The organism is Hongsoonwoonella zoysiae (assembly GCF_013266695.1).
GTDB lineage: Bacteria > Pseudomonadota > Alphaproteobacteria > Rhizobiales > Stappiaceae > Hongsoonwoonella > Hongsoonwoonella zoysiae.
This window is the reverse complement of record NZ_JABRXF010000003.1, coordinates 723,159-747,961: the sequence shown is the minus strand read 5'-3', so window position 1 is coordinate 747,961 and position 24,803 is coordinate 723,159. Positions and strand designations below refer to the sequence as shown.

The 24,803-nt window shown below is 61.6% G+C and carries 25 protein-coding genes; 18 read left to right on the top strand and 7 right to left on the bottom strand.

Annotated features, from left to right (window positions below; translation table 11 throughout):
- Nucleotides 1–2 precede the first annotated feature (2 nt).
- From HPQ64_RS19895 to HPQ64_RS19885, 3 genes are all read left to right on the top strand, one after another.
- Entirely contained in the window at nucleotides 3–875 is an 873-nt protein-coding gene (locus HPQ64_RS19895) for a branched-chain amino acid ABC transporter permease (RefSeq protein ID WP_172890346.1), read from the top strand.
- A 12-nt stretch (nucleotides 876–887) separates the two neighbouring features.
- A complete protein-coding gene (locus HPQ64_RS19890) occupies nucleotides 888–1,838 on the top strand; it encodes a branched-chain amino acid ABC transporter permease (protein WP_172890345.1) in 951 nt (316 codons plus the stop codon).
- A 168-nt stretch (nucleotides 1,839–2,006) separates the two neighbouring features.
- Nucleotides 2,007–3,206: an ABC transporter substrate-binding protein gene (locus HPQ64_RS19885; RefSeq protein ID WP_172890344.1), complete on the top strand. Its 1,200-nt coding sequence runs from the start codon at nucleotides 2,007–2,009 to the stop codon at nucleotides 3,204–3,206.
- Nucleotides 3,207–3,305: 99 nt separating this feature from the next.
- On the opposite strand, the gene HPQ64_RS19880 is transcribed toward HPQ64_RS19885, so the two are convergent.
- From HPQ64_RS19880 to HPQ64_RS19870, 3 genes are all read right to left on the bottom strand, one after another.
- Nucleotides 3,306–3,761: an Rrf2 family transcriptional regulator gene (locus HPQ64_RS19880; RefSeq protein WP_172890343.1), complete on the bottom strand. Its 456-nt coding sequence runs from the start codon at nucleotides 3,759–3,761 to the stop codon at nucleotides 3,306–3,308.
- 87 nt (nucleotides 3,762–3,848) lie between these two features.
- Nucleotides 3,849–4,892: a LacI family DNA-binding transcriptional regulator gene (locus HPQ64_RS19875; protein WP_172890342.1), complete on the bottom strand. Its 1,044-nt coding sequence runs from the start codon at nucleotides 4,890–4,892 to the stop codon at nucleotides 3,849–3,851.
- Nucleotides 4,893–5,141: 249 nt separating this feature from the next.
- Nucleotides 5,142–5,354, bottom strand: a complete 213-nt coding sequence (locus tag HPQ64_RS19870; protein WP_160776517.1) for a cold-shock protein — start codon at nucleotides 5,352–5,354, stop codon at nucleotides 5,142–5,144.
- A 292-nt stretch (nucleotides 5,355–5,646) separates the two neighbouring features.
- Here HPQ64_RS19870 and HPQ64_RS19865 point away from each other — a divergent pair, with 292 nt between their 5' ends.
- Nucleotides 5,647–6,111, top strand: a complete 465-nt coding sequence (locus HPQ64_RS19865) for a BA14K family protein (protein ID WP_425483843.1) — start codon at nucleotides 5,647–5,649, stop codon at nucleotides 6,109–6,111.
- 55 nt (nucleotides 6,112–6,166) lie between these two features.
- Here the strand turns inward: HPQ64_RS19865 and HPQ64_RS19860 are convergent, their stop codons facing one another.
- Nucleotides 6,167–7,384 carry a BaiN/RdsA family NAD(P)/FAD-dependent oxidoreductase gene (locus HPQ64_RS19860; RefSeq protein ID WP_172890341.1) on the bottom strand — a complete coding sequence of 406 codons (1,218 nt, stop codon included), beginning with the start codon at nucleotides 7,382–7,384 and terminating at the stop codon, nucleotides 6,167–6,169.
- 230 nt (nucleotides 7,385–7,614) lie between these two features.
- Here HPQ64_RS19860 and HPQ64_RS19855 point away from each other — a divergent pair, with 230 nt between their 5' ends.
- Both HPQ64_RS19855 and HPQ64_RS20760 read left to right on the top strand, forming a co-directional pair.
- Nucleotides 7,615–8,601, top strand: coding sequence for a DNA-binding response regulator (locus HPQ64_RS19855; RefSeq protein WP_172890340.1), 987 nt, complete (start codon nucleotides 7,615–7,617; stop codon nucleotides 8,599–8,601).
- A gap of 462 nt (nucleotides 8,602–9,063) precedes the next feature.
- Nucleotides 9,064–10,458, top strand: a complete 1,395-nt coding sequence (locus tag HPQ64_RS20760) for an ATP-binding protein (protein WP_172890339.1) — start codon at nucleotides 9,064–9,066, stop codon at nucleotides 10,456–10,458.
- On the opposite strand, the gene HPQ64_RS19845 is transcribed toward HPQ64_RS20760, so the two are convergent.
- Entirely contained in the window at nucleotides 10,428–11,207 is a 780-nt protein-coding gene (locus HPQ64_RS19845; RefSeq protein ID WP_172890338.1) for a glycosyltransferase family 2 protein, read from the bottom strand. The two genes, HPQ64_RS20760 and HPQ64_RS19845, sit on opposite strands and share 31 nt — an antisense overlap.
- Nucleotides 11,208–11,316: 109 nt before the next feature.
- On the opposite strand from HPQ64_RS19845, the gene HPQ64_RS19840 reads away from it, so the two are divergent.
- Nucleotides 11,317–12,129, top strand: a complete 813-nt coding sequence (locus HPQ64_RS19840; protein ID WP_172890337.1) for a TIM barrel protein — start codon at nucleotides 11,317–11,319, stop codon at nucleotides 12,127–12,129.
- Nucleotides 12,130–12,263: 134 nt separating this feature from the next.
- Nucleotides 12,264–13,430 (top strand): acetyl-CoA acetyltransferase, encoded by a 1,167-nt coding sequence (locus tag HPQ64_RS19835; RefSeq protein ID WP_172890336.1) that lies wholly within the window; start codon nucleotides 12,264–12,266, stop codon nucleotides 13,428–13,430.
- An 82-nt stretch (nucleotides 13,431–13,512) separates the two neighbouring features.
- Here HPQ64_RS19835 and HPQ64_RS19830 read toward each other — a convergent pair whose 3' ends face one another.
- Nucleotides 13,513–13,941, bottom strand: a complete 429-nt coding sequence (locus HPQ64_RS19830; RefSeq protein WP_172890335.1) for an FKBP-type peptidyl-prolyl cis-trans isomerase — start codon at nucleotides 13,939–13,941, stop codon at nucleotides 13,513–13,515.
- Nucleotides 13,942–14,353: 412 nt separating this feature from the next.
- Here HPQ64_RS19830 and cysG point away from each other — a divergent pair, with 412 nt between their 5' ends.
- The 8 genes from cysG (at nucleotide 14,354) to HPQ64_RS19790 (ending at nucleotide 22,074) form a co-directional block, all read left to right on the top strand.
- On the top strand, nucleotides 14,354–15,796 hold the full coding sequence (cysG, locus tag HPQ64_RS19825; protein WP_172890334.1) for a siroheme synthase CysG: 1,443 nt from the start codon (nucleotides 14,354–14,356) through the stop codon (nucleotides 15,794–15,796).
- Nucleotides 15,797–15,804: 8 nt separating this feature from the next.
- Complete coding sequence (locus tag HPQ64_RS19820; RefSeq protein WP_343036075.1) at nucleotides 15,805–16,113, top strand: DUF2849 domain-containing protein; 309 nt, start codon at nucleotides 15,805–15,807, stop codon at nucleotides 16,111–16,113.
- Nucleotides 16,114–16,134: 21 nt separating this feature from the next.
- Nucleotides 16,135–17,790: a nitrite/sulfite reductase gene (locus HPQ64_RS19815; RefSeq protein ID WP_172890333.1), complete on the top strand. Its 1,656-nt coding sequence runs from the start codon at nucleotides 16,135–16,137 to the stop codon at nucleotides 17,788–17,790.
- Nucleotides 17,777–18,535 (top strand): phosphoadenylyl-sulfate reductase, encoded by a 759-nt coding sequence (locus tag HPQ64_RS19810; RefSeq protein WP_172890332.1) that lies wholly within the window; start codon nucleotides 17,777–17,779, stop codon nucleotides 18,533–18,535. Before HPQ64_RS19815 ends, HPQ64_RS19810 begins: the two co-directional genes overlap by 14 nt.
- 2 nt (nucleotides 18,536–18,537) lie before the next feature.
- A complete protein-coding gene (locus HPQ64_RS19805) occupies nucleotides 18,538–19,050 on the top strand; it encodes a DUF934 domain-containing protein (protein ID WP_210260380.1) in 513 nt (170 codons plus the stop codon).
- A gap of 222 nt (nucleotides 19,051–19,272) precedes the next feature.
- The gene (locus HPQ64_RS19800; RefSeq protein WP_172890330.1) at nucleotides 19,273–20,085 is read left to right on the top strand and encodes a ferredoxin--NADP reductase; all 813 of its coding nucleotides are present in this window, start codon (nucleotides 19,273–19,275) and stop codon (nucleotides 20,083–20,085) included.
- A gap of 90 nt (nucleotides 20,086–20,175) precedes the next feature.
- On the top strand, nucleotides 20,176–20,787 hold the full coding sequence (locus HPQ64_RS19795; RefSeq protein ID WP_172890329.1) for an NUDIX domain-containing protein: 612 nt from the start codon (nucleotides 20,176–20,178) through the stop codon (nucleotides 20,785–20,787).
- An 81-nt stretch (nucleotides 20,788–20,868) separates the two neighbouring features.
- Nucleotides 20,869–22,074 (top strand): lytic murein transglycosylase, encoded by a 1,206-nt coding sequence (locus HPQ64_RS19790; RefSeq protein WP_172890328.1) that lies wholly within the window; start codon nucleotides 20,869–20,871, stop codon nucleotides 22,072–22,074.
- Between the two features lie 9 nt (nucleotides 22,075–22,083).
- Here HPQ64_RS19790 and HPQ64_RS19785 read toward each other — a convergent pair whose 3' ends face one another.
- Complete coding sequence (locus HPQ64_RS19785) at nucleotides 22,084–22,311, bottom strand: hypothetical protein (RefSeq protein WP_172890327.1); 228 nt, start codon at nucleotides 22,309–22,311, stop codon at nucleotides 22,084–22,086.
- Between the two features lie 228 nt (nucleotides 22,312–22,539).
- On the opposite strand from HPQ64_RS19785, the gene HPQ64_RS19780 reads away from it, so the two are divergent.
- Together HPQ64_RS19780 and HPQ64_RS19775 are read left to right on the top strand one after the other, a co-directional pair.
- Complete coding sequence (locus HPQ64_RS19780) at nucleotides 22,540–24,012, top strand: aldehyde dehydrogenase family protein (protein WP_172890326.1); 1,473 nt, start codon at nucleotides 22,540–22,542, stop codon at nucleotides 24,010–24,012.
- A 36-nt stretch (nucleotides 24,013–24,048) separates the two neighbouring features.
- Nucleotides 24,049–24,801, top strand: coding sequence for a glucose 1-dehydrogenase (locus HPQ64_RS19775; protein ID WP_172890325.1), 753 nt, complete (start codon nucleotides 24,049–24,051; stop codon nucleotides 24,799–24,801).
- Nucleotides 24,802–24,803 lie beyond the last annotated feature (2 nt).

Sequence of the window (24,803 nt, the reverse complement as noted above, 5' to 3'; positions counted from 1 at the left end):
CGATGGATTTCATGGAACTGTTGAATTTCTACATCGTCCCGGGCCTCGTGCTCGGCTCGATCTATGCACTTGGCGCGGTCGGCATCACGCTGGTCTTCGCGATCCTGCGCTATGCGCATCTCGCCCACGGGGATATTGCGACGCTTGGCGCCTTTATCGCCTTCGCCGCCGTAACGCTGTTGGGATTGCCGGTCTATGCGGCGCTTCCGGTGGCCATGGTCGTCACGGCCTTCGCAGCGGTGGGGATCGACAGGTTATTCTATGATTATCTGCGCGAACGCCCACGCATCGTCACGGTGATGGCGTCGCTCGGCGTCGCGCTCATGGTGCGTTCCGTCGTGCAGGTGATCTGGGGCGTTGATGCCGAATCCTATATCCGCGGCATTGCACGGCCCGAAAACTGGTGGGGCATACGCCTGAAGGACCGCGAGATCGTGACGATCCTTTCCATGATCGGGCTCGTGCTCGCGCTTCAGCTTTTCCTGATGAAGACGAAATGGGGCAAGGCCATGCGCGCCATGTCTGACAACCCGAACCTTGCGCTTCTGTCCGGTGTCGACAACGGCAAGGTCGTGTTCCTGACGTGGTTGATCGTCGGCGGACTTTGCGCCGCCTCCGGCTTCTTCCTCGGCCTCAACACCGAACTGAAATCCATGATGGGCTGGCAGATGCTGCTGCCGATGTTCGCCGCCGCAATTCTCGGCGGTGTCGGGCGGATCGAAGGCGCCGTTCTCGGCGGGCTTATCGTCGGCGTGGCGGAGGAGGTTTCCGTCATATTCCTGCCGAGCGAATACAAGGCCGCGACGGCATTCGCCATCCTGCTGCTGATGTTGCTCGTGCGCCCGACCGGGCTTTTGCGCGGCAAGGTACTTTAGGGAGACGGTGTGATGGAGTGGATCGGACTTCTCAACTACGCCGTCTTCATGGCGATCTTCATCTGCATTTACGGCCTGCTTGCGCTCGGCCTTAACATCCAGTGGGGCTTCAGCGGCCTTTTCAACGCCGGTATCGCGGGCTTTTTCGCCGTTGGCGCCTATACATCGGCGATCCTGACGACACCGGAAGCGGACGGGCGCATCGGCGGTTTCGATATGCCGGTGCCGGTCGGCTGGGCAGGGGCCATGCTGCTTGCTGCCGCGATCGCCTGGCCGATCGGCAAGATCTGCCTCAGGTTCCGCTCCGACTATCTGGCAATCGCCTCGATCGGCGTGGCGGAGATCATTCGCCTTGTTATCAAGTCGGAGGATTGGCTGACGAACTCCGCGCGCGGCGTGACGAACATTCCGCGCCCGTTCGGCGACCTTCCCTACGCCCAGTCGCAACTTGCCTACCTCGCGCTGGTTGGAGGGGTCCTCTTCGTCGCCTACCTGCTGGTGGAACGCCAGATCGCAGCCCCCTGGGGCCGGATGATGCGCGCGATCCGCGACAACGAGCTCGCCGCGCGCGCCATGGGCAAGGACGTTCCGTTCCGCCGGCTGGAAGCTTTCGTTTTCGGCGCGGCACTGATGGGCCTTGGCGGTGCGTTGTTCGCCCATCTAAACCGGGCGATCACGCCGGAGGCGATCGACCCGATGGTCGCCACCTTCCTCGTCTGGATCATGCTCATCCTCGGCGGTTCGGGAAACAACCGGGGCGCGATCCTGGGTGTCGCCGTCGTGTGGGTGATCTGGTCGTTCTCGGAGATCCTGACCGACCAGTTCCCGCCGGAAATCGCGATCAAGGCGAAGTATATCCGCATCTTCCTTATCGGCCTGATGCTGCAGCTCGTCTTGCGGTTCAGGCCGGAAGGCATATTGCCGGAACCGCAGCGCGGCGTTTCGGGAAAAAAGGATTCATAACGTTAAGTAAGGGGTTGAGAAACCGGCGTTTCCGGTGAAGACTGCGCGTCACGAGGCGCCTCTTACCACCTTCAGGGGGAGGCGGTGAGAGCGCATCAGTCAGGTCCGGAAATCCGGCTGGCGAAAAAAGCGGCCCAAAGCCGCTGTCATGAATGGTGGAGGAAACCAATGAAAAACGTTCGTCTTGCGCTTGCCGGCGCCCTTCTCGGCGCAACCGCTTTGGCCGCTCCGGCCCAGGCTGATGTGAAGATTGGCCTGCTCGGCGGTGTGTCGGGTCCGATCGCGGCGATGGCGCCGGCGATGATCGATTCCGCGCAGCTTGCCATCCAGCAGGTTAACGACCAGGGTGGCATCCTGAACGGCGAAAAGCTGGTCCCGGTCGTTGGCGACAGCGCCTGCAACCCGCAGAACGCAACCGACGCCGCAACAAAAGCGGTAAACATCGAAGGCGTTATCGCGATCGTCGGCCCGCACTGCTCGGGCGCGGTACTTGCCGCGGCGAATTCGGTCGCCGTTCCTGCCGGTGTCGTGATCATCACGCCGTCCGGCACGTCGCCCGAAATCAGCAAGCTCGACGACAAGGACCTCGTCTTCCGCACTGTGCCATCGGATGATTTCCAGGGGCGCGCGCTTGCCCGCACGCTGCTTGAGCGCGGCACCAACAAAGTTGCCGTCGCCTACCTCAATAACGATTACGGCAAGGGCCTCGCCGAAGCCTTCAAGGTGGAATTCGAGGACAAGGGCGGCGAGATCGCGGGCTTTGCCGCCCATGAGGAAGGCAAGGCTTCCTATCGTTCGGATCTTGCCGAACTCGCCGACGGCGGCGCGGATACGCTCGTCATCTTCGACTATGGTGATGGTGCGGGTCTGACCATGCTTCGCCAGGCGCTCGAGAACGGCTTTTTCGAAAACTTCGTGGGCGGCGACGGCATGAAGTCCGATGCTCCGATCAAGGAACTCGGCGCGGAAAACCTGACGACCTTCACGGCTTCGTCGCCCGTCGGCGCGCAGTCAGAAGCACTTGAAGTCTTCAACGAAGCTTTCAAGGGTGTGGGTGGCGATCCGGACGCGATCTTCGTGACGACGTCTTACGACGCAGCATTCCTTGCCGCGCTTGCCATCGAAAAGGCAGGCGGGGACAAGGCGAAGGTGGCCGAAGCGCTGCGCTCCGTCTCCGACGGCAAAGGCGAGACGATCCTGCCCGGTGAATGGCAAAAGGCAAAAGAGCTGATCGCGGCCGGCACCGACATCGACTACAAGGGTGCCGCCGGCGACCATGATTTCGACGAGTTGGGCGATGTTCCGGGCGTCTATGCGCTCTTCAAGGTGCAGGACGGCGCTTTCGTCGTCGACACCGAGATGAAGTAAGCAAATCGGAGAAGGGCGGGGGCCGTGCTTCCGCCCGTTCCCAACGCTAAACGGCGGCCCGTCGGGGCCGCCGCTTTCGTTGTGACGCGTTGAACAGGCTCACGCCGTAGCGGCGACCTGATCGTCCATTTTCAACAGAACGCGGATGTTGGACTGGTCGGCTGCAAGCTCGGCGATCGTATGATTGTCGAGCACCATCATGAAGGCCTCGAGCGCCTCGTGCAGGAGGCCATTGAAGCCGCAGGAGGGGATCAACGGACAGTCCCTCCTGCCCGAGTTGAAGCACTCGGCGAGCTGAAAGCTCTCTTCCGCGGCACGAACCACTTCGCCGACCGAGATGCGCTCCGCAGGGCGCGAAAGCACGATGCCGCCATTGCGCCCGCGAATCGTGGTCACGAGATCCGCATCGACCAGCACCTTCATGATCTTGAAGAGATGCGTTTCGGACATGCCGAAACTTGCGGCGATTTCGGGAACCTTGCTCGGTTTTCCCGGGTTAGCCGCGCAATACATGAGCGTGCGCACCGCATAGTTGGTCTGCTGGGTAAGTCGCATGGAATAGATATGCGGCGACAGGCGGGCCACGTCAACGCGGATGAGATATAAATCCTTGAAGAAAGAGGGATGTAAGGTCTCAGGATTTCAGCCGGTAAAGCCGAAGGGCAGGTTCTCCCGGATATAGATTTCGATGCGAATGCGTTCCTGACCCTTCACGATCGCCGTGTTGTCGACCAGCGCCTTCAGAACGCGTGCTGCACTGCGGATTTCGTGGCCGGGATCCTGGCAGATGAGCGCATCCAGCGTGCCGGCTTCGAGCGCCTGTGCGGCGTGGGGGGTCAATTCATGCGCGATCGTCACGGGTTTGCCGGGCGAAGCGTTGGCCTCAAGGCTCGCGATGAGGCCGCGCGTCCCCGAACCGACGTTGTAAAGGCCGACCAGTTCCGGCTCGCTTTTCAGAAGGTTCGACGCCGTTTCGCGAGTCAGGATGTCGTCATCGCGGCCTTCGCGAACCGGCAGCACCTCCAGATACGGGTAGTCCGCCTCCAGCACGGCGCGGCAACCTTCGACGCGCTGGGCATGATCGCTCAAGGCAAGCGTGCCGCAAATGAGCGCCACCTTGCCCGGTGCTTGCGGCAGGAAACGGCCGATCAGCCTCCCCGCGACCCGGCCTGCGGCGACGTTGTCGACGCCGACGAAATGATCGCGCCCGGCTGTCGCCACATCGGAGATGAGGGTGACGACATGGACGCCGCGTTCGCGCAAGGCGTCGATGGCCTGGCGAATGACCGGCGCATCCTGCGCGACGACCGCGACACCTTCGTATTCGGCCGGGTCTATCTGCGACAACGCCGAGGCGAGAGCCGCCTTGTCGAAGGTATCCACATGGCGCACGGACAGCGTCACCCGGTCCATCAGCACCCGGTCGGCCGTTGCAAGCGCTTCACGCGCAAGCTGCTGCATGAAGGGGTTGCGACCTTCGGGCAGAAGGAACAGGAAGCGGTCGCTGCGCTTCTTTGCAAGGCTTGCCGCATAAGGGTCCGGCCGGTAGTTCAACTCCTGAGCGGCAGCTTCCACTTTCGCAATCGTCTGAGGACGGACGCCGGGGCGGCGATTCAGGACCCTGTCGACCGTGGCAAGGCTTACGCCGGCTCGGGCGGCGACGTCATGTATCGTTGTTTTCGTCATGGATCGCGCGTGACCGATCCTTTCGCGGAAGCCGATGATATGCGCCCGGCGAAGCTTTCAGAATATTTCCGCAACCGCCGAGCCGAAACCGATCATAGCCGCCCCGGGAGAAGATATCACCATCACTTTGGCAACAATCGGCACCGGAAACGACTCAGGGTCCAGACCCTAGGCATTAACCACATAACAAAAACGCCGCCGGAAACCGGCGGCGTTCTCCAACGCTTGGCGATCCGACAGTGCCGGATATCAGGCAAGCTCGATCTGAGCGGCCTGAAGGCCACGGCCGCGGCGGTCTTCTTCGGCGATGTAGGAAAGCGAAGCGCCTTCCGCCGGGACGGCAACGCCGGAGCGCTCGAAAGCGGTGATGTGAACGAAAATGTCCTTGCCGCCGTCAGCCGGCGTGATGAAGCCGAAGCCGCGATCATGGTTGAAGAACTTGAGGGTGCCAGTCTGGCGCATGGGGAAACTCCTGTCCCGCGGTAGTTTAAGTCGTCGCCCGAAAGCGATAGGTGGAGACGGTCAGTTCATTCAGTTGCGGGAAAGGCAGTTCAATCCGGCGTGGCGGCCTTATCGGCCTTGCGCCCAACGTCACAGTCTTAACCGGGGAATGAATTCTCAAACCCGTCGTTGTGCGGCTTACACCGCACGCGCGCACTTTAAACCCGTCCCATGCCGCTCGCAACAGCGCAATGACGCTACGCCGCTTTTACATGCGGGATTTCGGTGCCAAACCGGAAACCGCAGGCGCGTGATGCCTGTCACATCGCAAAATTCCTCAGGGGCCTACTTTCTGATCATCGGCGGGCGGATCAACCGCCTCCCGATCGAAACCGAACACGGATCAGACCGCAGGGAAATCCAGACAGAGGGTAATGCCATGATGAAGAAACTCGCAATCACCAGCCTTGCAGTGGCCGCCACCACCGTCGCCGCCCTTTCCACCGGGGCCGGCGAAGCTCAGGCCAAGAAATGGTACTGGAGCCCGGGCGCGGCAGCCGCCGGCGGCTTCGTTGCCGGAGCGGTCATCGGTTCGGCGCTCGCCGCACCGCGCTATGCGCCGCCTCCGGCCTATGTCGAACCCGGCCCCGTTTACTACAGCCCGCCCGAACCCTGGACGCCTGCGTGGTACGAATATTGTTCGTCGAAGTATCGGACGTTCAATCCGGAAACCGGGTATTACTTCTACAGGCCGGGCAGGGCTCGCTTTTGCAGATAATCGGCAAATTCGACCACATAGAAAACCTCCGGAGGCCCTGCCGGAGGTTTTTTCGTCATACGCCTTTCAACCAGCGCTCGATGCCTCTTGCCGCCGCAAGGCCCGTCGCGAAGGTCGCCTGCAGAAGATAGCCACCTGTCGGCGCTTCCCAATCGAGCATCTCTCCGGCGGCGAAGACGCCGGGGCGGGATTTCAGCATCATGTTTTGATCCAGCGCATCGAGCGATATCCCCCCTGCGCTGGAGATCGCCCGATCTATCGGCTCCGTACCGGAAAGCGTCAGGGGATACGCCTTGATCAGCCGCGCGATTTCCCGCGGGCTAGATGGCAATGGCCCGACCTCGCGCAGCAGTGCGATCGCGACAGGGGGGAGCGATGCGGCTTTTCTCAAGAATGTGCTGGCCGACTGCTTGCCGCGCGGGCGTAAAAGCCGTCCGGTCAGCGTGTCCTCCGTCATGTCGGGTCTGAGATCGAGAATCGCCGTTGCCGGCCCGTTTGCCTCGATCGCCATGCGCAGATCGGCGGAAAGCGCATAAATCGCGCCGCCTTCGATGCCGCTTTTGGTGATCATCGCCTCGCCCATCACCGTCCTGTCGGCGAAGGTGACGCGGATCCGCTTGAGCGGCAATCCGGCGAAACGCTCGGCGAAAAAAGGGCTCCAGGCGACCTTGAAACCGCAATTCGAAGGCTGGAGCGCTTTGACAGGCACTCCCAGGTCGTCAAGCGTGCCCGTCCAGCCGCCGGTGGAGCCGAGGCGAGGCCAGCTCGCGCCGCCAAGCGCCAGCAGCACGGCAGCGGGACGATCTACGGTTTCTTCGCCGTCGCGGCCGTCGATCAAGAGGTTGCCTGCGCTGTCGAAGCCTTTCCATTCGCAGCCGGTTTTGATCTCGACGCCTTGCCGGGCAAGCCTTCCTGCAAGAGCGCGAACCAGTGGCGATGCCTTGAGCGAGGAGGGAAACACGCGCCCGCTAGATCCCACGAAGGTGTCCAGGCCAAGCCCGTGGCACCAGTCCCGCAAGCCCCGCTGGTCGAATTCGCGGATCAGAGGCGCCAGAAAGCCGCGGGCCTCGCGATATTTGGACAGGAAATCCAGCAAATCCTCGCTGTGGGTGAGGTTGAGTCCGCCACGCCCGGCCATCAAGAGCTTGCGCGCGATCGAGGGCATGCGCTCGTAGAGCGTCACCGGGTATCCGCTGGACGACAGACGGTCCGCGGCGATGAGCCCTGCGGGACCGGCGCCGATTATTGCGATATTTGCGTGGGCTTCTGCCATGCGGGCGATCCGATGCTGCGACGGGCAATACAGGGGAGCGCTATAGCCGCGCCTTCCCGGCTTGTCATCCTTGCATGCCAATTCCCGATCTTAAGGGAGCGCTAATCATGGCCGGATTATTCTGAGGTCGTTAAACTCCTTTAAGTCGGCTTGCCACTACTGGTTGCGGTGAAAAGCCTGGCAAACGGCGGCAGTTGCCGAAGGGCCAAGCGGGGAAGGACGAGGTCGCCATGCGCCCGACAATAATGTTCATAGATGACGAGATACGCATTTTGAACGCGCTTCAGCGGCAATTGTCATCGGTCGGGAAGCGCTGGAGCCTGTGCTTCGAGACAGACCCCCGGGACGCCCTTGATACCGCGATCGAACTGCAGCCCGATGTCATCGTCTGCGATATGCGCATGCCGGGAATGGACGGGGTTCAACTCCTCAGCACGCTGCGCGCACGGGGGGTCGACACCTGCGCCATCATGCTGACCGGCAGCAGCGATCTTGAGGTCGCCACGGCGGCGATCAATGTGGCAGGGGTCTTTCGTTTCTTCACCAAGCCTTGCTCGCCGGAAGAACTCATGAGCGGCATCGAAGCCGCGCTTGCCGACCGCGAAAGACGGCGCCAGGCAATGGATACCTTTGCCGAGTTCAAGGCGTTCGACCTGGTTTCCGCCGGGATCTTCGTTTTTGGAGAGAGCGAGCAACCGCTTTATACCAACGCGACCGCGCAACGCATGCTGCAGGCTGGGCAGAGTTTGCGCACCGCCGCCGACGGCAGCGTGAAGCTCCTCGACGACGACCGCCCGATTGACCTGGGTCTTTTGGTGGAAAAGGTGCGCGCGACAGGAGAGGCGGTTCAGCTGGGCCTTGCGCGAAAGGATGCGATGTTTCCCCTCTCGGCAACGCTGAGGCCGCAGGAAGACAGCGGCTATGTTGTCCTCATCGCAACCGATCCGGAAGAGGTGGACCCGCCTTGCTCGACCGTTATCGGCGACGTCCTGAAGCTGACGCGCAGCGAAGCCTCACTGGTCTATAATCTCGCCCTCGGGCTCAGCGTCGCGGAGGCGGCCGAGGCTTGCGGGCTCTCCGTGCAATCCGCGCGCACCTACCTCAAGCGCATTTACCAGAAGACACGTACGAACAGGCAGTCGGATCTCATGCGCCTCGTCTACAGCGTCTTTCCAAATCATCTTTTGAGGGACCGCCGGGCGATTGCCGACGCCTGAACGGTAAATGTCCTACCGAGTTCAGCTATAATCCGCCGGGTCAATCCAAGAACGAACAAGGCGCGCTGCCGGTCTGCAACGCGCCTTTCAGTCCGTTGTGCTGTTGGGCGCTGTCAGGAGCAAGACAGGGCCCGGTGAAGGAAGTGCGGTATCCAATGACGACTGGGAGCTGCACCCGTCACTGCCGCTGCCGGTTCCTTTGAACCATAGATGCCATCTGAATGGTTTCGTCCAAATCCCCGTATTGGGACATCGGCTATAATTTCGTGCGATAGCCCGGGTTAAGATTAATCGCTTGTATCGACGCGGGAGTGGATTTTCGAAAAAACGAAATCCTTTCAATCGGCAACGCCGAAAGGGCGGCTTTTCTCACGATAGTTCGATTTTTAGCAAAAGGGCAAACTCTTGCGAAAACGGCATCGCCTAATGTTGCGGTGAAGCAGCAGTGCAAGGGGCCGGGGCGTGGCGCGAAGATCATCAAAAGGCGTTGTCGAGTTCCGCCCCGCCAGTGCATTGAACGACGGCAGTATCCGGCCCTTGTGGCCGGCGGCGCGCGACACTTCCGGGACGCTTGCCAATCTCCTTCGACTTTTCACGGAAGAAACCGATGCCGAAACTTTCGCTCAAGGGGCGGCGCGCGAGTTCGCGGCCGCATTCGCGCCGGCTTCCGTCCTCTTTATCCGTCGAAAGTCGCCCGGTTACCAGGTGGAAGGGGCCCGCCTTGCCAGTGAGAACGTCCTCAAGGAGGATCTCTCCGGTCTCATTGCCGCTGTCGGCTCGAAGGGGCTGAACCGGATCGACGATCTCGCCGAACGCGCCTTCTGGAAGACCGCCGGCGAGGAAATTCGCGAGCTTGGCCGTTCAGCGCTCGTCTCGACGAAAAAGCTCGCTGATGGCGAGAGCATGGTTTTTTGCCTCAAGGGCACGCCCGGCGCGTTCGACCGCGACGATGAAGAATTGTTCGAGACTATCGCGCATGCGGGCCACGAAGCGGTTCAACGCCAGGCGGCGGCGCGCGCCGCGCGACAGCAAGCCGTCAGAACCCGTCAGCACCAGAAGCTGGAGGCGCTCGGTACGCTCGCCAGTGGGATAGCGCATGAGATCAATACGCCCGTTCAATTCGTCGGAGACAACCTTCGGTTTCTCGAGAATTCGCTGCCGGCGCTCCTGAACGAAAAGGCTGTCGATGGCGCATCCGGGGGCGGCGGCGAAGATCCCGATTATCTGCGCAAGGAGATTCCCGCCGCGATTTCGGAGGCTATCGCCGGGATCGATCAGATCGGCCGGATTGTCGCTTCGATGCGCGGATTAAGCCATCCGGGAAGCGGCGTTGCCGCCCCTTGCAACGTCAATGAGGCGCTTGAGGGGACGACGATAATCTGCCGTAACGATATAAAGCATGTCGCGGATGTCATCCTGGATCTGGATCCGGCACTGCCGGAGATCGAAGCCTATTCCAACGAATTGGGTCAGGTCTGGCTCAATCTCGTTGTGAATGCCGTTCAGGCGTTGAAGGTTTCCAGACAGGTGCGAGGCGGAGAGCGCGGTTTCATTGCGATCCGCACCCGTCATGAACAGCCGCATGAGATCATGATAGAGATCGAAGACAGCGGCGTGGGAATCACGGCCGAGAACCTGGAGCGTATCTTCGACCCCTTCTTCACCACGAAGGATGTGGGCGAAGGCACAGGGCAGGGGCTGGCGATCGTGCACGATATCGTGGTTACGAAACATGGCGGGCGCATCGACGTGATATCGCGCCCCGGCGAAGGCACCTGCTTCACGATCATCCTGCCGACGAAAGCGGAAGCGGGAAGAAGCTGCGTTCAGCGGCTTGTGCCGAGCTGCGCTTCGTAAGCCTTGGCCACGCGCAGGAAGCGCGAGTAGGCGTAATTTATCGAGATGATGACGCCCCACCAGCCGTAAAGAGCATAACGCCTGCCGAAATAAGCCTTGAGGAAGGACACGGGAAATTCCGTCAGGAGGCGCCAGCGCGGCAGCCTGCGGCCGTGTTCGGCGAGGTCTGCCACCTGCATGGCCGAATAGCGGTTCATCTTTTCGACCTGAAACCCGATGGAGCGGATCGAACGGTGCTCCATCACCGCCTTGAGACGACCCATGCGCGCACCTGGTACCGGTCGGACCGTGTCATGCACGGTCGATTCCGAAAACCGCCCTTTTTCGCGGTCGTAAAGCCGGATCTGGATATATCCGTAGGCCCAGGGCGCGGGGCCTGTTTCGTGGGCATAGACGTCGTCGATCGATACCTGCCAGCAATCCGCCTCCGAAATCCGTCCGGTCTCGAACAGGTTCCGGATCTCATTCGCAAGATCGGGCGTCACGGCCTCATCCGCATCGAGGTTGAAGAGCCAGCGGTTTCGGCACCGGTCTTCGGCAAATCTCTTTTGCGGTCCGTATCCTGGCCAGTCGTTATGCATGACGCGCGCGCCGCGCGCTTCGGCCACCGCAGGCGTGCCGTCGCTCGACCCGCTGTCGACGACGATCACTTCATCGAACAGACCGATGACGCTGTCGATCGCTCGCCCGATCCGGTCGGCTTCGTTCCTGGCGATGATGAAGGCCGAAACGGGCAGGGTGTCGGGCATGGGAAATGTCCTTTGCGCGGAGATGGCACTGAAATAACCACCCGTTGCACCTTGGTTCAAGAATTCTGCTGGGTTACCTTGCGATTCCACAAAGTTGCGGAGGGGTGGCGTGTTTCAACTCGCGGCAAATATCACATTCCTGTTCGCCGAGCGTCCGTTTTTGGAGCGTTTCGAAGCGGCAAAGGCGGCGGGCTTTGACTGTGTGGAATGTCATTGGCCCTACGAGCACCCTGTCGAGGATATCGCCGCGGCGCTGGAACGGAGCCTTGTGAGGCTCACCGGCATCAACACGCCGCCCGGAGACACGCCGCCCGGAGACACGCAGGCCGGAGAACTCGGCCTTGCCGCCGTTCCGGGGCGGGAGGAAGAATTCCAGCGCGGCTTCGACCTGGCGCTTTCCTATGCCAAGGCGCTCGGTGTGCGCATGATCCATGTGATGGCCGGAAACGTTTCGGAAGAAGCGCGCGATGGCGCTTTCGACACTTTCGTCGCGAACTTGAGGATAGCGGCCGACAAGGTGGGTTCCTCCGGGATTACGCTACTGATCGAGCCACTCAACACGATCGACCGGCCAACTTATTTCCTGACAAGCGTGGAACAGGCGGTAGAGGTGCTCGACGCCGTGGGTTCCGAGCGGATCAAGCTCCTCTTCGACATCTACCACGTGCAGCTTCAGCAGGGGAATATCGTCAACAGGCTGGAGCGCTATTGGAACCGGATCGGCCACATCCAGATCGCCGCGGTGCCCGACCGGGGCGAGCCGGATACGGGGGAGATCAACTATTCCTATGTCATGCAGCGTCTCGTGATGAAGGACTACAGAGGCCTCGTCGCCGCGGAATATCAGCCGCGCGATACGACGGAAGCCGGCATGTCATGGGCATGGCAATATGGCCTGGGTCGAACAGGTAATCCAGAATAACTTATTGATATTAAAGGACGTAAATACGATAGATTGACGTATTCGTAAATAAATCTCTTGCCTTGGCGGGCCGAAGGTGAAACGATCCGGCCCGAATTCGTATATAGTCCTGTCATGTCACGGGAGATCGAGCAATGACCGCCGCCATCGTGGGTTGGGCGCATACGCCGTTTGGTAAACATTCCGAAGAAACCGTCGAAAGCCTGATCGTGCGGGTCGCGCGTGATGCGATCGCCGATGCCGGGCTGGAGCCAAAGGATATCGACGAGATCGTTCTCGGTCATTTCAACGCGGGCTTCTCCGCGCAGGATTTCACAGCCTCGCTTGTCCTGCAGGCCGATCCCGCGCTGCGCTTCAAGAGGGCGACCAGGGTGGAAAACGCCTGCGCGACCGGATCGGCGGCCGTTCATCAGGGGGTGCGCGCGATCAGGTCGGGCGACGCCCGCCGTGTTCTCGTCGTCGGTGTTGAGCAGATGACGACGACGCCGGGACCGGAAATCGGCAAAAATCTCCTGAAGGCGTCCTATCTGCCGGAAGACGGCGACACGCCGGCCGGTTTTGCAGGCGTTTTCGGAAAGATCGCCCAAGGTTATTTCCAGAAGTACGGCGACAAGTCGGACGCGCTCGCAAGGATCGCCGCTAAGAACCACAAGAACGGCGCGAACAACCCTTACGCCCAGATGCGCAAGGACCTGGGCTTCGAGTTCTGCCGCGCTGAAAGCGAGAAGAATCCTTATGTCGCCGGCCCGCTGAAGCGGACCGACTGTTCGCTCGTCTCCGATGGGGCGGCCGCGCTTGTGCTCACCGATATTTCCTCCGCCCTGTCTCACGACAAGGCGGTGGCCTTCCGCTCGCAGGCGCATGTGCAGGATTTCCTGCCGATGTCGAAACGCGACATCCTGAAATTCGAAGGCTGTGGCGAGGCATGGCGCAGCGCGCTCGACAAGGCGGGCGTTACGCTCGACGATCTCTCTTTCGTCGAGACGCATGACTGCTTCACCATCGCCGAACTCATCGAATACGAGGCCATGGGCCTTGCGCCGGAAGGTGAAGGCGAGCGCGCCATTCTGGAAGGCTGGACCGAGATGGACGGCAAGCTGCCGGTCAATCCTTCGGGCGGGCTCAAGGCCAAGGGTCATCCGATCGGCGCTACCGGCGTTTCCATGCACGTGCTGACGGCAATGCAGCTTACGGGCAAGGCCGGCGGCATCCAGGTGAAGGATGCCGAACTCGGCGGCGTCTTCAACATGGGCGGAGCCGCCGTCGCCAATTACGTGTCGATCCTTCAGCCGATCCGCTGAACGCTCGAAGTTCTGTTCCATGAAAAAGGCCGCCGAAGCGTTCCGGCGGCCTTTATGTTTTCTTGATCCGCGCTAGCGCCGATCAGGCGATTTCAACCAGTTCCACGTCGAAGACGAGGTCCCGGCCGGCGAGCGGGTGATTGGCGTCGAGTGTAACGCTCGCATCGTCTGCGGCGGTAACGGTGAAGACGAGCATGTTCCCGTCTCCCGTCGTCGCCTGAAGGCGCGCGCCGATGGACGGTTCGATTTCCGGTGGGATCATGTCGCGCGGAACCTGCTGCACGCGGTCGGCGTGATGGGGGCCATAGGCATCGCCGGAAGGGATGGTGACGCTCTTCTTCTCGCCGATTTCCATGCCGTCGACCTCACGGTCGAGGCCGCTGATGATTTCTCCCGCCCCAACCGTGAATTCCAGCGGATCGCGTCCCGCCGAAGTATCGAACTCCGTCCCGTCCGTCAGCTTGCCAGTGTAGTGGATGCGAACCTTGTCGCCCTGTTTCGCCGTCGTCATGAGCTGTTCCTTCGTTGCTGCGCATTGAGGCAAAACTGGCTCCAACAGGTCGCCGACAGAATTGCGCACAATCATCATTTACATTGCTGAGGCATAGCACGCCTGTCTGCGCCTTGTCCAAGACGGGCAGGCCCGGATGCGGCGCCTGATTTGGACTTATTGGAAAAACGTACTCAACGGATGAAACCTTTGAAGGGTTTGCATCGTTCTGATTGTTCGTTCGCGGGAATTTTTAGAAATTCCTTTCAAACGAACCTTTCGAATTCGGATTCAATCCGTTATCTCGCGCCAGACCCTGCAACTGGAATTCTTTTCTCCTTTCGTATCGAGCATTGAAATCCCATGCCCGGCAATCCGTAGGCCGGATCGCTATCTCTTGTGATGTCTTTGGATAAACCGCCCGGAGTGCGCCATGACGCCCGATACGGTGAGCGATAACAGGCTTTCGGTGTTCCCGACCTTTCAGAAGGTCGCGGGCCGGCGCGTGGTTGTCGCGGGCGGCGGGGAAGAGGCGGCGGCCAAGGTCAGGCTCTTGTCCGAAACCTCCGCGAAAATCGTCGTGGTTGCCGAAACGCCCGGCCCCGCGCTGTTGCGCGCCGCGGAGAAGGCGGGCGCCGAGATCGTTCGCGAGAGTTTCCGGGCGGAGCATGTAAAGGGTGCCGCCCTTGTTTTTGCCGCAAGCGGCGAGGAGGCGCGGGACAGGGCGGTCGTGGAGGCCGGACGCGCCGAGGGCATTCCCTCGAATGCGGTCGACCGGCCCGAGCTTTGCGACTTTTATGTCGGTGCGCTGGTCAACCGTGCGCCTGTCGCCGTCGCCATAACTTCGACCGGCGTCGGCCCGGTGCTGGCGCGTCATATTCGCGCGCGGATCGAGGCGATGCTGCCGCGCGAAACAGGTGAGCTTGCCCGCCTTGCCGAAAGCTTTCGCGAGACCGTGTCGCGCGTCCTGAAGGATGGAATATCACGCCGCCGCTTTTGGGCGAAGTTCTTTTCCGGTCCGGTGTCCGACAATGTACAGTCGGGCCGCATCGATGCCGCCCGCGCGGAAGCGCAACGCCTGCTGAACGGCGAACAGGACGGGCGCGGCTTCGTCTGGCTCGTGGGCGCGGGCCCCGGGGCGGAAGATCTGCTGACGCTTCGTGCCCAGCGTGTCCTGCAGGAGGCCGATGTCATCGTGCATGATGCGCTCGTGCCGGAGGCGGTTGTCTCGATGGGTCGGCGCGATGCCGCGCGTATATCCGTTGGCAAACGCAAGGGCGCCCATTCCGCCTCGCAAGACGAAATCAACGCACTTCTCGTTCGTGAGGCGTCGGCCGGACGCCGCGTGGTGCGCCTGAAGGCTGGCGATCCGCTGGTTTTCGGCCGGGCTGGCGAGGAGCTTGCTGTCCTTCGCAAGGCTGGTATCGGCTGCGGTGTCGTGCCGGGCGTGACCGCCGCCGTCGCGGCGGCAGCTTCCGCGCAGATTCCGCTTACACTTCGCGGCGTCGCATCCCAACTGGTTTTCGCCACGGGGCACGACCGCGACGAGGAAACGCTGCCTGCGTGGATCGATCTTGCGCTGAAAGGCTCGACGGTCGCCGTCTACATGGGCCGCAGCGTCGCCGCGCGCGTTTCGGCACGCCTGATCGGCGCCGGGCTTGCCGCCGGCACACCGGTGGCGGTCGTCGAAAACGCAAGCCGCGCGGACGAGACGGTTTTCGCCGGCACGCTTGATGAGCTTCGTCACCTGGAAAGCCACAAGGATGTCGACGGTCCGGTGCTGATCCTGATCGGAGATGCCGTCGGCCACGGAGCGCTTCAAGGTGCGCTTCCGCTCGCGCCTTGCACATCCTCCAATTCCGCTTACGCCGCATGAGGACAGACATGATGAAAGTCGTTACCGCCAACCGCCTTTTCGATGGCGAAGTCGTCTGGCTCGGAGCCGGCGGACGCTGGGTCGAGGACCTGGGCGAGGCCCATGTCCTGGAGACCAAGGAAGCGGAAGCCGCGGCACTTGAAGAAGGTGCGGCTTCCGCCGACCGCCAGGAAGTTGTCGACGTTTATTCCATCGATGTGACGGTCGAGGAAGGCATGCTCATCCCCGTGCGCTTCCGTGAACAAATCCGTGCGGCGGGGCCCACGATGCGCCTCGATCTCGGCAAGCAGGCCCGCCGCCGCGAGAATGCCGCGTAACGCGGTTGAAGGAGTTCAGTAATGTATCGCTACGATGAGTTCGACCGCGAATTCGTTCTGGCGCGCGTCGCGCAGTTCAGCGACCAGGTTCGCCGCCGTCTCGCCGGAGATCTGACGGAAGAGCAGTTCAAGCCGCTTCGGCTGATGAACGGCCTCTACCTGCAGCTTCACGCCTATATGCTGCGCGTAGCCGTGCCCTACGGCACGATGAATGCCGTGCAGATGCGCAAGCTTGCGCATATCGCGCGCAAATACGACCGCGGCTACGGCCATTTCACGACCCGCCAGAATATCCAGTTCAACTGGCCGCGTCTCGACGAGACGCCGGAGATTCTTTCCGAGCTCGCCGAAGTGGAAATGCACGCCATCCAGACGTCGGGCAACTGCATCCGCAACGTCACGGCGGATCATTTCGCCGGTGCGGCCGCAGACGAGATCGCCGATCCGCGCGTTTACGCGGAAATCCTGCGCCAGTGGTCGTCGCTCCATCCGGAGTTTTCGTTCCTGCCGCGCAAGTTCAAGATAGCGATCACGGGCGCTCCGCATGACCGTGCCGCCGTGCAGGTGCATGACATCGGCTTGCAGCTTGCGCGCAACGAGAACGGAGAAACCGGCTTCATCGTTTATGTCGGCGGTGGGCTCGGTCGCACGCCAATGGTCGGGCGCAAGGTGCGCGACTTCCTGCCCGAGGCGGATCTCCTCGCCTATACGGAGGCGATCCTGCGCGTCTACAACCTCTACGGTCGCCGCGACAACAAGTACAAGGCCCGTATCAAGATCCTCGTTCACGAAACCGGGCTTGAGGAGCTGAAGGCCGATATCGAGCGCGAGTTCGAGGCGATTCGAGGTGGTATCCTCACCCTGCCGAAGGATGAAGTCGACCGGATCGAAGCTTATTTTGCCGCGCCCGCCTTCAAGGTGCCGGGCGACGAGCGCCTGTTCGACGCGGCGATAGAGACGATGCCGGGCTTTGCCGATTTCGCGCGGCAGAATCTGAACGCGCACCGTCAGCCAGGTTATACCTCGCTCACGATCTCGCTGAAGCCGATCGGCGGCGCGCCGGGCGATGCGAGCGCGGAGCAGATGGAAGTGGTCGCGGATCTGGCCGAAAAATACGGCCATAACGAAATTCGCGTCAGCCACGAGCAGAACCTTGTCCTGCCTCATGTGCTGAAATCCGACGTGCCGGCGGTCTATCAGGTGCTGAAGGAACACGGCCTGGCGGAAGCCAACGCCGGCCTTGTAACCGACATCATCGCCTGCCCGGGCATGGACTACTGCGCGCTTGCGACAGCGCGTTCCATCCCCGTCGCGCAGCGGATTTCGGAACGTTTCGGCACGCCCGAGCGCCAGAAGGAAATCGGCGACCTGAAGATCAAGATCTCCGGCTGCATCAACGCCTGCGGCCATCACCACGTCGGCCATATCGGCATTCTGGGCGTGGAGAAGAAGGGCAAGGAGTTTTACCAGATAACGCTCGGTGGTTCCGCCGACGAGAAGAGCTCCATAGGCGAGATCGTCGGCCGAGGGTTTTCGTATGAGGAAGTGGTGGATGCGGTCGAGACCGTTGTCGACACCTACCTCAACATCCGGAACGGGGAGGAGGAGGATTTTCTCCAGGCCTATCGCCGTGTCGGCGAAGCCCCGTTCAAGGAGGCGCTTTATGGGACGCAATGAAGCAGGCCTGCTGGCCCTCGACCCTGTCGAGGCGGTCGCCGCCGAAGCGCGGGCGCTCGAGGTGCAGTACGGCAATTCGACGACCGAGGAGATCCTGCGCGCCGCGCTCGATACCTATGGAGACCGCATCGGGCTGGTTTCCTCCTTCGGGGCGGATTCCGCCGTTCTGCTGCACATCGTTTCGAAGATCGATCCGAATGTGCCGGTGATTTTCGTGGACACGCGCAAGCATTTCGCAGAAACGCTTGGCTATCGCGACGAGCTTGCCGAACGGTTGGGACTGACCGACGTCCGCTCGGTGACGCCCGAACCGGAAGATATAGCCGCCGCCGATGCGGACGGCGCACTGTGGCTGCGCGACAACGACCGTTGCTGCCATATCCGCAAGGTGCTGCCGCTTGCGCGCGCGCTCAAGGGCTTCGATGCCTGGATTTCCGGGCGCAAGCGCTTCCAGAGCGCGGGGCGTTCCGTCCTGCCGGTATTCGAGCCCGAGGAAGGGCGTGTGAAAATCAATCCGCTCGCCGCATGGTCGGCTGCGGATATCATCGCGCATATGAAGGAACACGACCTGCCGCGCCATCCGCTTGTCGCCGAGGGCTATCCCTCCATCGGCTGCAGGCCCTGCACCGACAAGGTGGCCGACGGGGAAGACCCGCGGGCGGGCCGTTGGCGTGGCCAGGAAAAGACGGAATGCGGCATTCACTTCGCCCTTCCCGGCGAGAACGAGGATGGAGCTGGGATCTGACGATGAGCGATACGATCTACAGGAACGGCATTTTCAGTGCCAACGAATGGATCATACTCGACGATGAGGCCGATCTGCCGGGGGACGGCAAGGCGATGGTATCGCTGGATCGGTTTCTCGAGCTTGGAGGAACGGCGCCTGAGGGCCTGGAACTCGGTGTTGTGATCCGCGCGGGTGACAAGGCGGAACGGCTCGTGGACCACCTTGCCGCGGTGCCTGTGATCGCCGTCGATTTCCCGAAGTTCTCCGACGGGCGGGGCTATTCTTCCGCCCGTCTCCTGCGCGAGAAATTCGGCTACAGGGGTGAACTCAGGGCGATCGGTGATGTACTGATCGACCAGATCCCCTTCATGATCCGCTGCGGGATCGACAGCTTCGAGATCACTCACGCGCCGACGCGCCGTGCGCTGGAGGAAGACCGCCTCAACGAGGTGCCGATCTACCTGCAGCCGGTAGGACGCGAGGGCGAAGTGCCGCTGGGAACGCGCCCTTGGGCGCGTCGACGTGTCGCATAGAGCGGCTTCCGCGAAAGCGGGATCGCTTTCATGATAAGAAATCGCTCCAGGTTCAATATCTTGAGCATATCCTTGTCGCGAAACCAGATCCGGATTTTGCGGGATATGCTCTAGCGTTTGTCCGAAGAGACCCGTAATTGAAGAATTGATGGCGAAACACTATTCTTGCCGCTTCCAACGGGCAGGGAGATGCGTGTCTCGCCCGAACATGGGATATGCCTCATGAATGTTCTGAGCAAGCCGGATCAGTTGGTCGCCGTTGCGCCCGCCGGCACATTCGTCGAGACGGTCAAGTCAGTCCAGCATTACACGGACCGGCTTTTTAAGTTTCGCGTGACGCGGCCGGCAAGCTTTCGGTTCCGCTCCGGCGAGTTCGTGATGATCGGCCTGATGATCGACGGCAAGCCGATCTTCCGCGCTTATTCGATCGCAAGCCCCTCCTGGGACGAAGAGCTTGAGTTCTTCTCCATCAAGGTGCCGGACGGCCCGCTGACCTCGCACCTTCAGAAGATCCAGCCGGGTGATGCGATCCTCATGAAGAAGAAGCCGACGGGCACGCTCGTCAACGACGCGCTGATCCCGGGCAAGCGGCTTTACATGTTCTCCACGGGAACGGGGGTTGCGCCCTTCGCCAGCATCATTCGCGATCCCGAAACCTATGAGAAGTTCGAAGAGGTCATCCTCACGCAGACCTGCCGCGAGGTGGCGGAGCTGAAATACGCTCAGGACCTCGTGGAGGCGACGCAGAACGACCCGCTGATCGGCGAGCTTGCCCAGGACAAGCTCAAGCTTTTCACCTCGACCACGCGCGAGGATTATCCGGTCATGGGCCGGATCACCAAGCTGATTGAAAACGGCGAATTGTTCTCGCGCCTTGGTGTGCCGCCGCTCGACCCGGCGACGGACCGCGGCATGATCTGCGGCTCCATGGAAATGCTGAAGGACACGAAGGCGCTTCTGGAGGAGCGCGGCTTTACCGAGGGCGCCAACAACAAGCCGGCGGAATTCGTCGTCGAACGCGCCTTCGTCGGCTGAGCGGCTGCCTTTTTTACGCTTTCATGAAGCCCGCGCCGCATCGGTGCGGGCTTCGTTGTTTTCCGGGCTTGCGATATCGGGATGGAGCGCATGTCAGACGCATCGAAATCAGCCGGTACTGCTCAGATTATCGAACGCGAGGTCGTTCACGACGGATTTTCACGGTTCGAGCGCGTGAAAGTGCGCCAACGGCGGCGGGACGGGCGCGAGCAGGTGGTGAACCGTGAATTCCAGCATCGCGGTGATGCGGTTGCCGTTCTGCCTTACGATCCGGACCGTCGCACGGGCATCCTTGTTCGCCAGCTGCGCGTGCCGTTGGTGGCCCGTGAGGATGGGACCGAGTTTCTGGTGGAGGTTCCCGCCGGACATCTGGAGCGGGGGGAAGACGCCGCCGAAACGGCGCGCCGCGAGGCGGAAGAAGAAGCCGGCCTCAGCTTGAAAGACCTCGACCACATCGCGGACGTCTTTCCCTCTCCCGGCATGATCACGGAAAAACTCTTGCTTTTCCTTGGGCGTTACAGCGTTGAAGAACGCACGTCCGACGGCGGCGGTCTTCCTCACGAAGGGGAGGATATCGAGGTGCTGGAATGGCCGCTGGCGAAGATGGCCGAAGCGGTGCGTTCCGGCGAAATCATGGACGCGAAGACCGTTATCCTCATTCAGGCTTTGATGCTGAAAAAGCCGGAGCTTTTCGGCTCTTGAGCAAATAATCCCGCTCCTTGCCTTGATCTCTCGGGCGGTTCGCGAAATCTTTCGTTGCGGAACGTCGATCGGGAGAGGCTCATGGTGCGACTATTGGCCGGATTATTCGTTGGCTTGTTGTTCGTCTCCGGCCCAGCACTCGGCCAAAGTGGCTATGATGCGGCATTCAGGCAGTTTCTGCAGACCAAGATAGTGCCGGAGGCCCGTCGCTCCGGCGTTTCCGACAGGACGTTATCCCGCGAGTTGCCAGGGCTGACGCTCGACACCTCTCTGCCGGGTCTCGCCAGGCCGGGGCAGAGCAACGTGCCGCCGCAAATCAACTATCAGTCGGAGTTTCGCGCACCGTCGCGCTATTTCAGCGAAAAGCAGTTCAATGCGCATGTCGCCAATGGACGCTCGCTCAGGCAAAAATATGCTAGTCAGATCGCGGCGATCGAGAAGCGCTATGGCGTTCCGGGCCGCATCGTCCTTGCCATATGGGCGCGTGAATCGGGCTATGGCCGCGCGAACATCCCGCATGATGCCTTGCAGGTAATTGCGACACGCGCCTTCATGGGCCAGCGGCAGGATTTCTATCGTGGCGAGGTGATCGCAGCACTAAAGATCCTGGATAACGGCGATATCTCTCGTTCGGCGTTCCGCTCGTCATGGGGAGGGGCGCTCGGCCAGCCGCAGTTTCTTCCGTCGAGTTTCCTGAAATATGCCGTCGATTTCGATGGCGATGGACGCCGCGACATCTGGCGCTCGGATGTCGACACGATGGCCTCGATCGCCAATTATCTTCGGGAGCACGGCTGGGTATCGGGGCGCGACTGGGGTTATGAGGTGGAGGTGCCGGCGTCGGTTTCCTGCACGCGCGAGGGGCCGGACCGGGGCCAGCCGATTTCCGATTGGATGCGCGAAGGCGTGAAGCGCGTTGCGGGCCGTGAGTTTTCCGCCGCCGAGCAGCGGCGCATGGGCTATCTGCTGATGCCCGCAGGCCGCTATGGGCCGGCATTTCTGGCGACGGAGAATTTCTACGTTCTCAAGGAATATAACGAGTCCGATGTCTATGCCCTTTTCGTCGGCCATCTGGCGGACCGATACGGGCGAAACGCCGGTTTCGTGCAGTCCTGGTCGCGCATACCCACGGCGACGCGCGGCGCGGTCCGAGAGCTCCAGTTGCAGCTTGAGGCGCAGGGCCACGACGTTGGCGGGGCGGACGGCCTGATCGGCTTCAAGACGCGCCGTTCCCTCGGTGCCTGGCAGGAGGCAAACGGCAAAACACCGCGCTGCTGGATTGATTGAGGCTGATCCTTACCCGTGTTCTGCCGGCCAGAAGCCGGTGGAAGCGTCGCGGACAAGCGCCTGAAGTTCAACATCGTCCGAACCGCAGCGGTGGCATTTCAGCCTGGCCGCAATCTCTCTCAGAGTTTCCTTGTCGGAAAAGGCATTGCGGATGTAGCGCCGCCTGCCGCACGCGTGGCACAGCATGGCAAGGCGCGCTCCTTGCGCCTTCACATCGGCAATCGTCTCTATAGGCAAGACTCTGATCTCCAGGCGTTTTCGTCGATTTGTATGACATAACCGATGGAGCCCATTGCCGTGACATGCGCCATCAACTACCGTTTCGGAATATTTAGCGCATGTCCCCCAAAAGTGGATGCCGGTTTTGGGACAAGGATATGCGAAATATCAAAAAGTTAGAGTGCGTCGTGTGGCTCTGCTTAAACAAGACGCGCTCTAGAGCAACAGGCCATCGGCGAGGACAGGATGGACCATTCGGGCGGTGCGGAAAATGGCCGTGTCGATTATGGCGCGATTATAGACGGAAATTCATGCCCTTCTGCCACCGGCGCCACGATCGCGATGCTGGCCCCGTCGGACGGGCTGCCCTTTGCGCGCATTCCGCGTTGCGATGCGGCGGACGTCGGGCGCGCCGTGGTCGCCGCACGCAAGGCGCGTGAGGAAGGGCCGTGGAATTCCATGCCGGCGGTGGAGCGCGGGCGCATCCTGTCGCGGCTTTCCACGCTCATTCTTGAGAATTTCGAGGAACTGGCGGCGCTTGAATCCCGCGATACGGGCAAGCCGTTGCGCCAGGGTCGGGCGGATATCACAGCGGCGGCGCGCTATTTCGAATTCTACGGCGGCGCGGCGGACAAGGTTCATGGCGACACGATCCCCGTCCAGGACGGCTTCCTTGCGTTGACCCTCAGAGAACCCCATGGCGTCGTGGGCTCCATCGTGCCGTGGAATTATCCGGCGCAGATCATGGCGCGCGTTGCGGGGGCCGCGCTTGCCATGGGCAATACGCTTGTCATGAAGCCGGCTGAACAGGCCTGCCTGTCCGTCATCCGGATTGCCGGGCTTGCGCTCGATGCGGGCCTGCCGGCAGGCGTCTGGAATGTTGTGACCGGCTATGGCGAGGAAGCGGGTGCCGCCCTTGCCAATCATCCGGGCCTCGATTTCCTGACTTTCACCGGTTCGCCGGAGGTCGGAACGCTGGTTCAGGAAGCAGCCGCGCGCAACCGCATCGACTGCACGCTTGAACTTGGCGGCAAATCCCCGCAAATCCTCTTTGCCGATGCCGATCTTGATGCCGCACTTCCCGTTATTGTCAATGCGATCGTCCAGAACTGCGGCCAGACCTGCTCCGCCGGCAGCCGGATTCTCGTCGAGGAGGCGATTATCGGGAAGGTCCGGGATTGTTTGCGGGACCGGTTTCGCGCGCTTGTCGCGGGTCCGCACGACCGGGATCTCGATCTCGGGCCCCTAATCTCCGCCGAGCAGGCGGCGCGCGTCGAAAGATATGTGACGGCGGCTCGGGATGCCGGAATTACGCTGATCGGCGAGGGTGCGGTTGCCCCGGACACACCCGAAGGCGGGTTTTATTCGAAGGCGCGTGTTTTCGGCCCCGTGCCGGCGGATGCCGCGCTTGCGCGAGAGGAAGTCTTCGGCCCGGTGCTGGCCATCATCCCTTTCGCAGATGAAGCAGAGGCCATTCGCCTTGCTAACGATACGGACTACGGTCTCGTTGCCGGCGTTTGGACCGCGGACGGCGGGAAGGCGATGCGCGTTGCGAGGAAAGTTCGCTCCGGCCAGGTGTTCGTCAACGCCTATGGGGCGGGCGGCGGCGTCGAGCTTCCCTTCGGCGGCATGAAGAAATCCGGCCACGGGCGCGAGAAAGGTTTCGAGGCGCTAACCGAGTTTTCGACGCTCAAGACGGTCGTATTCAATCACGGCTGAACGTTCGGCGAGACAGAAAAAGAAGGGGAGAAAGACATGAGCGGGCGTCTTGCGGGCAAGGTCGCGGTCGTGACGGGCGGAGGCTCGGGCTTCGGTGAGGGGATTGCAAAGCGATTTGCCGAAGAGGGCGCCAGGGTCGTTGTGGCGGACGTGAACGGCGTGGAAGCCTCGCGCGTTGCATCCAAGATCGGGGACGCCGCCGTCGCCGTTGCGGCGGATGTAACGGTCGCTGCCGATGTGGAGGCGATGATCGCGGCCGCCACCAGCGGCTTCGGCCGGCTCGATATTCTCGTTAACAACGCCGGCTATACCCATCGAAACGGATCGATGCTCGATGTCGATGAGGAAACATTCGACCGGATCATCGATGTGAATGCCAAGGCAATCTATCTTGCCGCGCTCAAGGCCGTGCCGATCATGGACGCGGCGGGCGGTGGCGTCATCATCAACACGGCTTCGACGGCGGGCCTTCGTCCGCGTCCGGGCCTCACCTGGTATAACGCTTCCAAGGGTTGGGCGATCACGGCCACGAAATCCATGGCCGTTGAACTCGCCCCGAAGGGCATTCGCGTCAACGCGCTTTGCCCGGTGGCGGGCGAAACCGGCATGCTGCACCTTTTCATGGGTGAGGATACGCCCGAAAAGCGGGCGCAGTTCCGCGCGACGATCCCGCTCGGCCGCCTGTCGACGCCACAGGATATCGCGAGTGCGGCGCTCTGGCTCGCCTCCGACGATGCCGAATTCATAACGGGCGTTGCGCTGGAGGTGGATGGCGGGCGCTGTATTTGAAG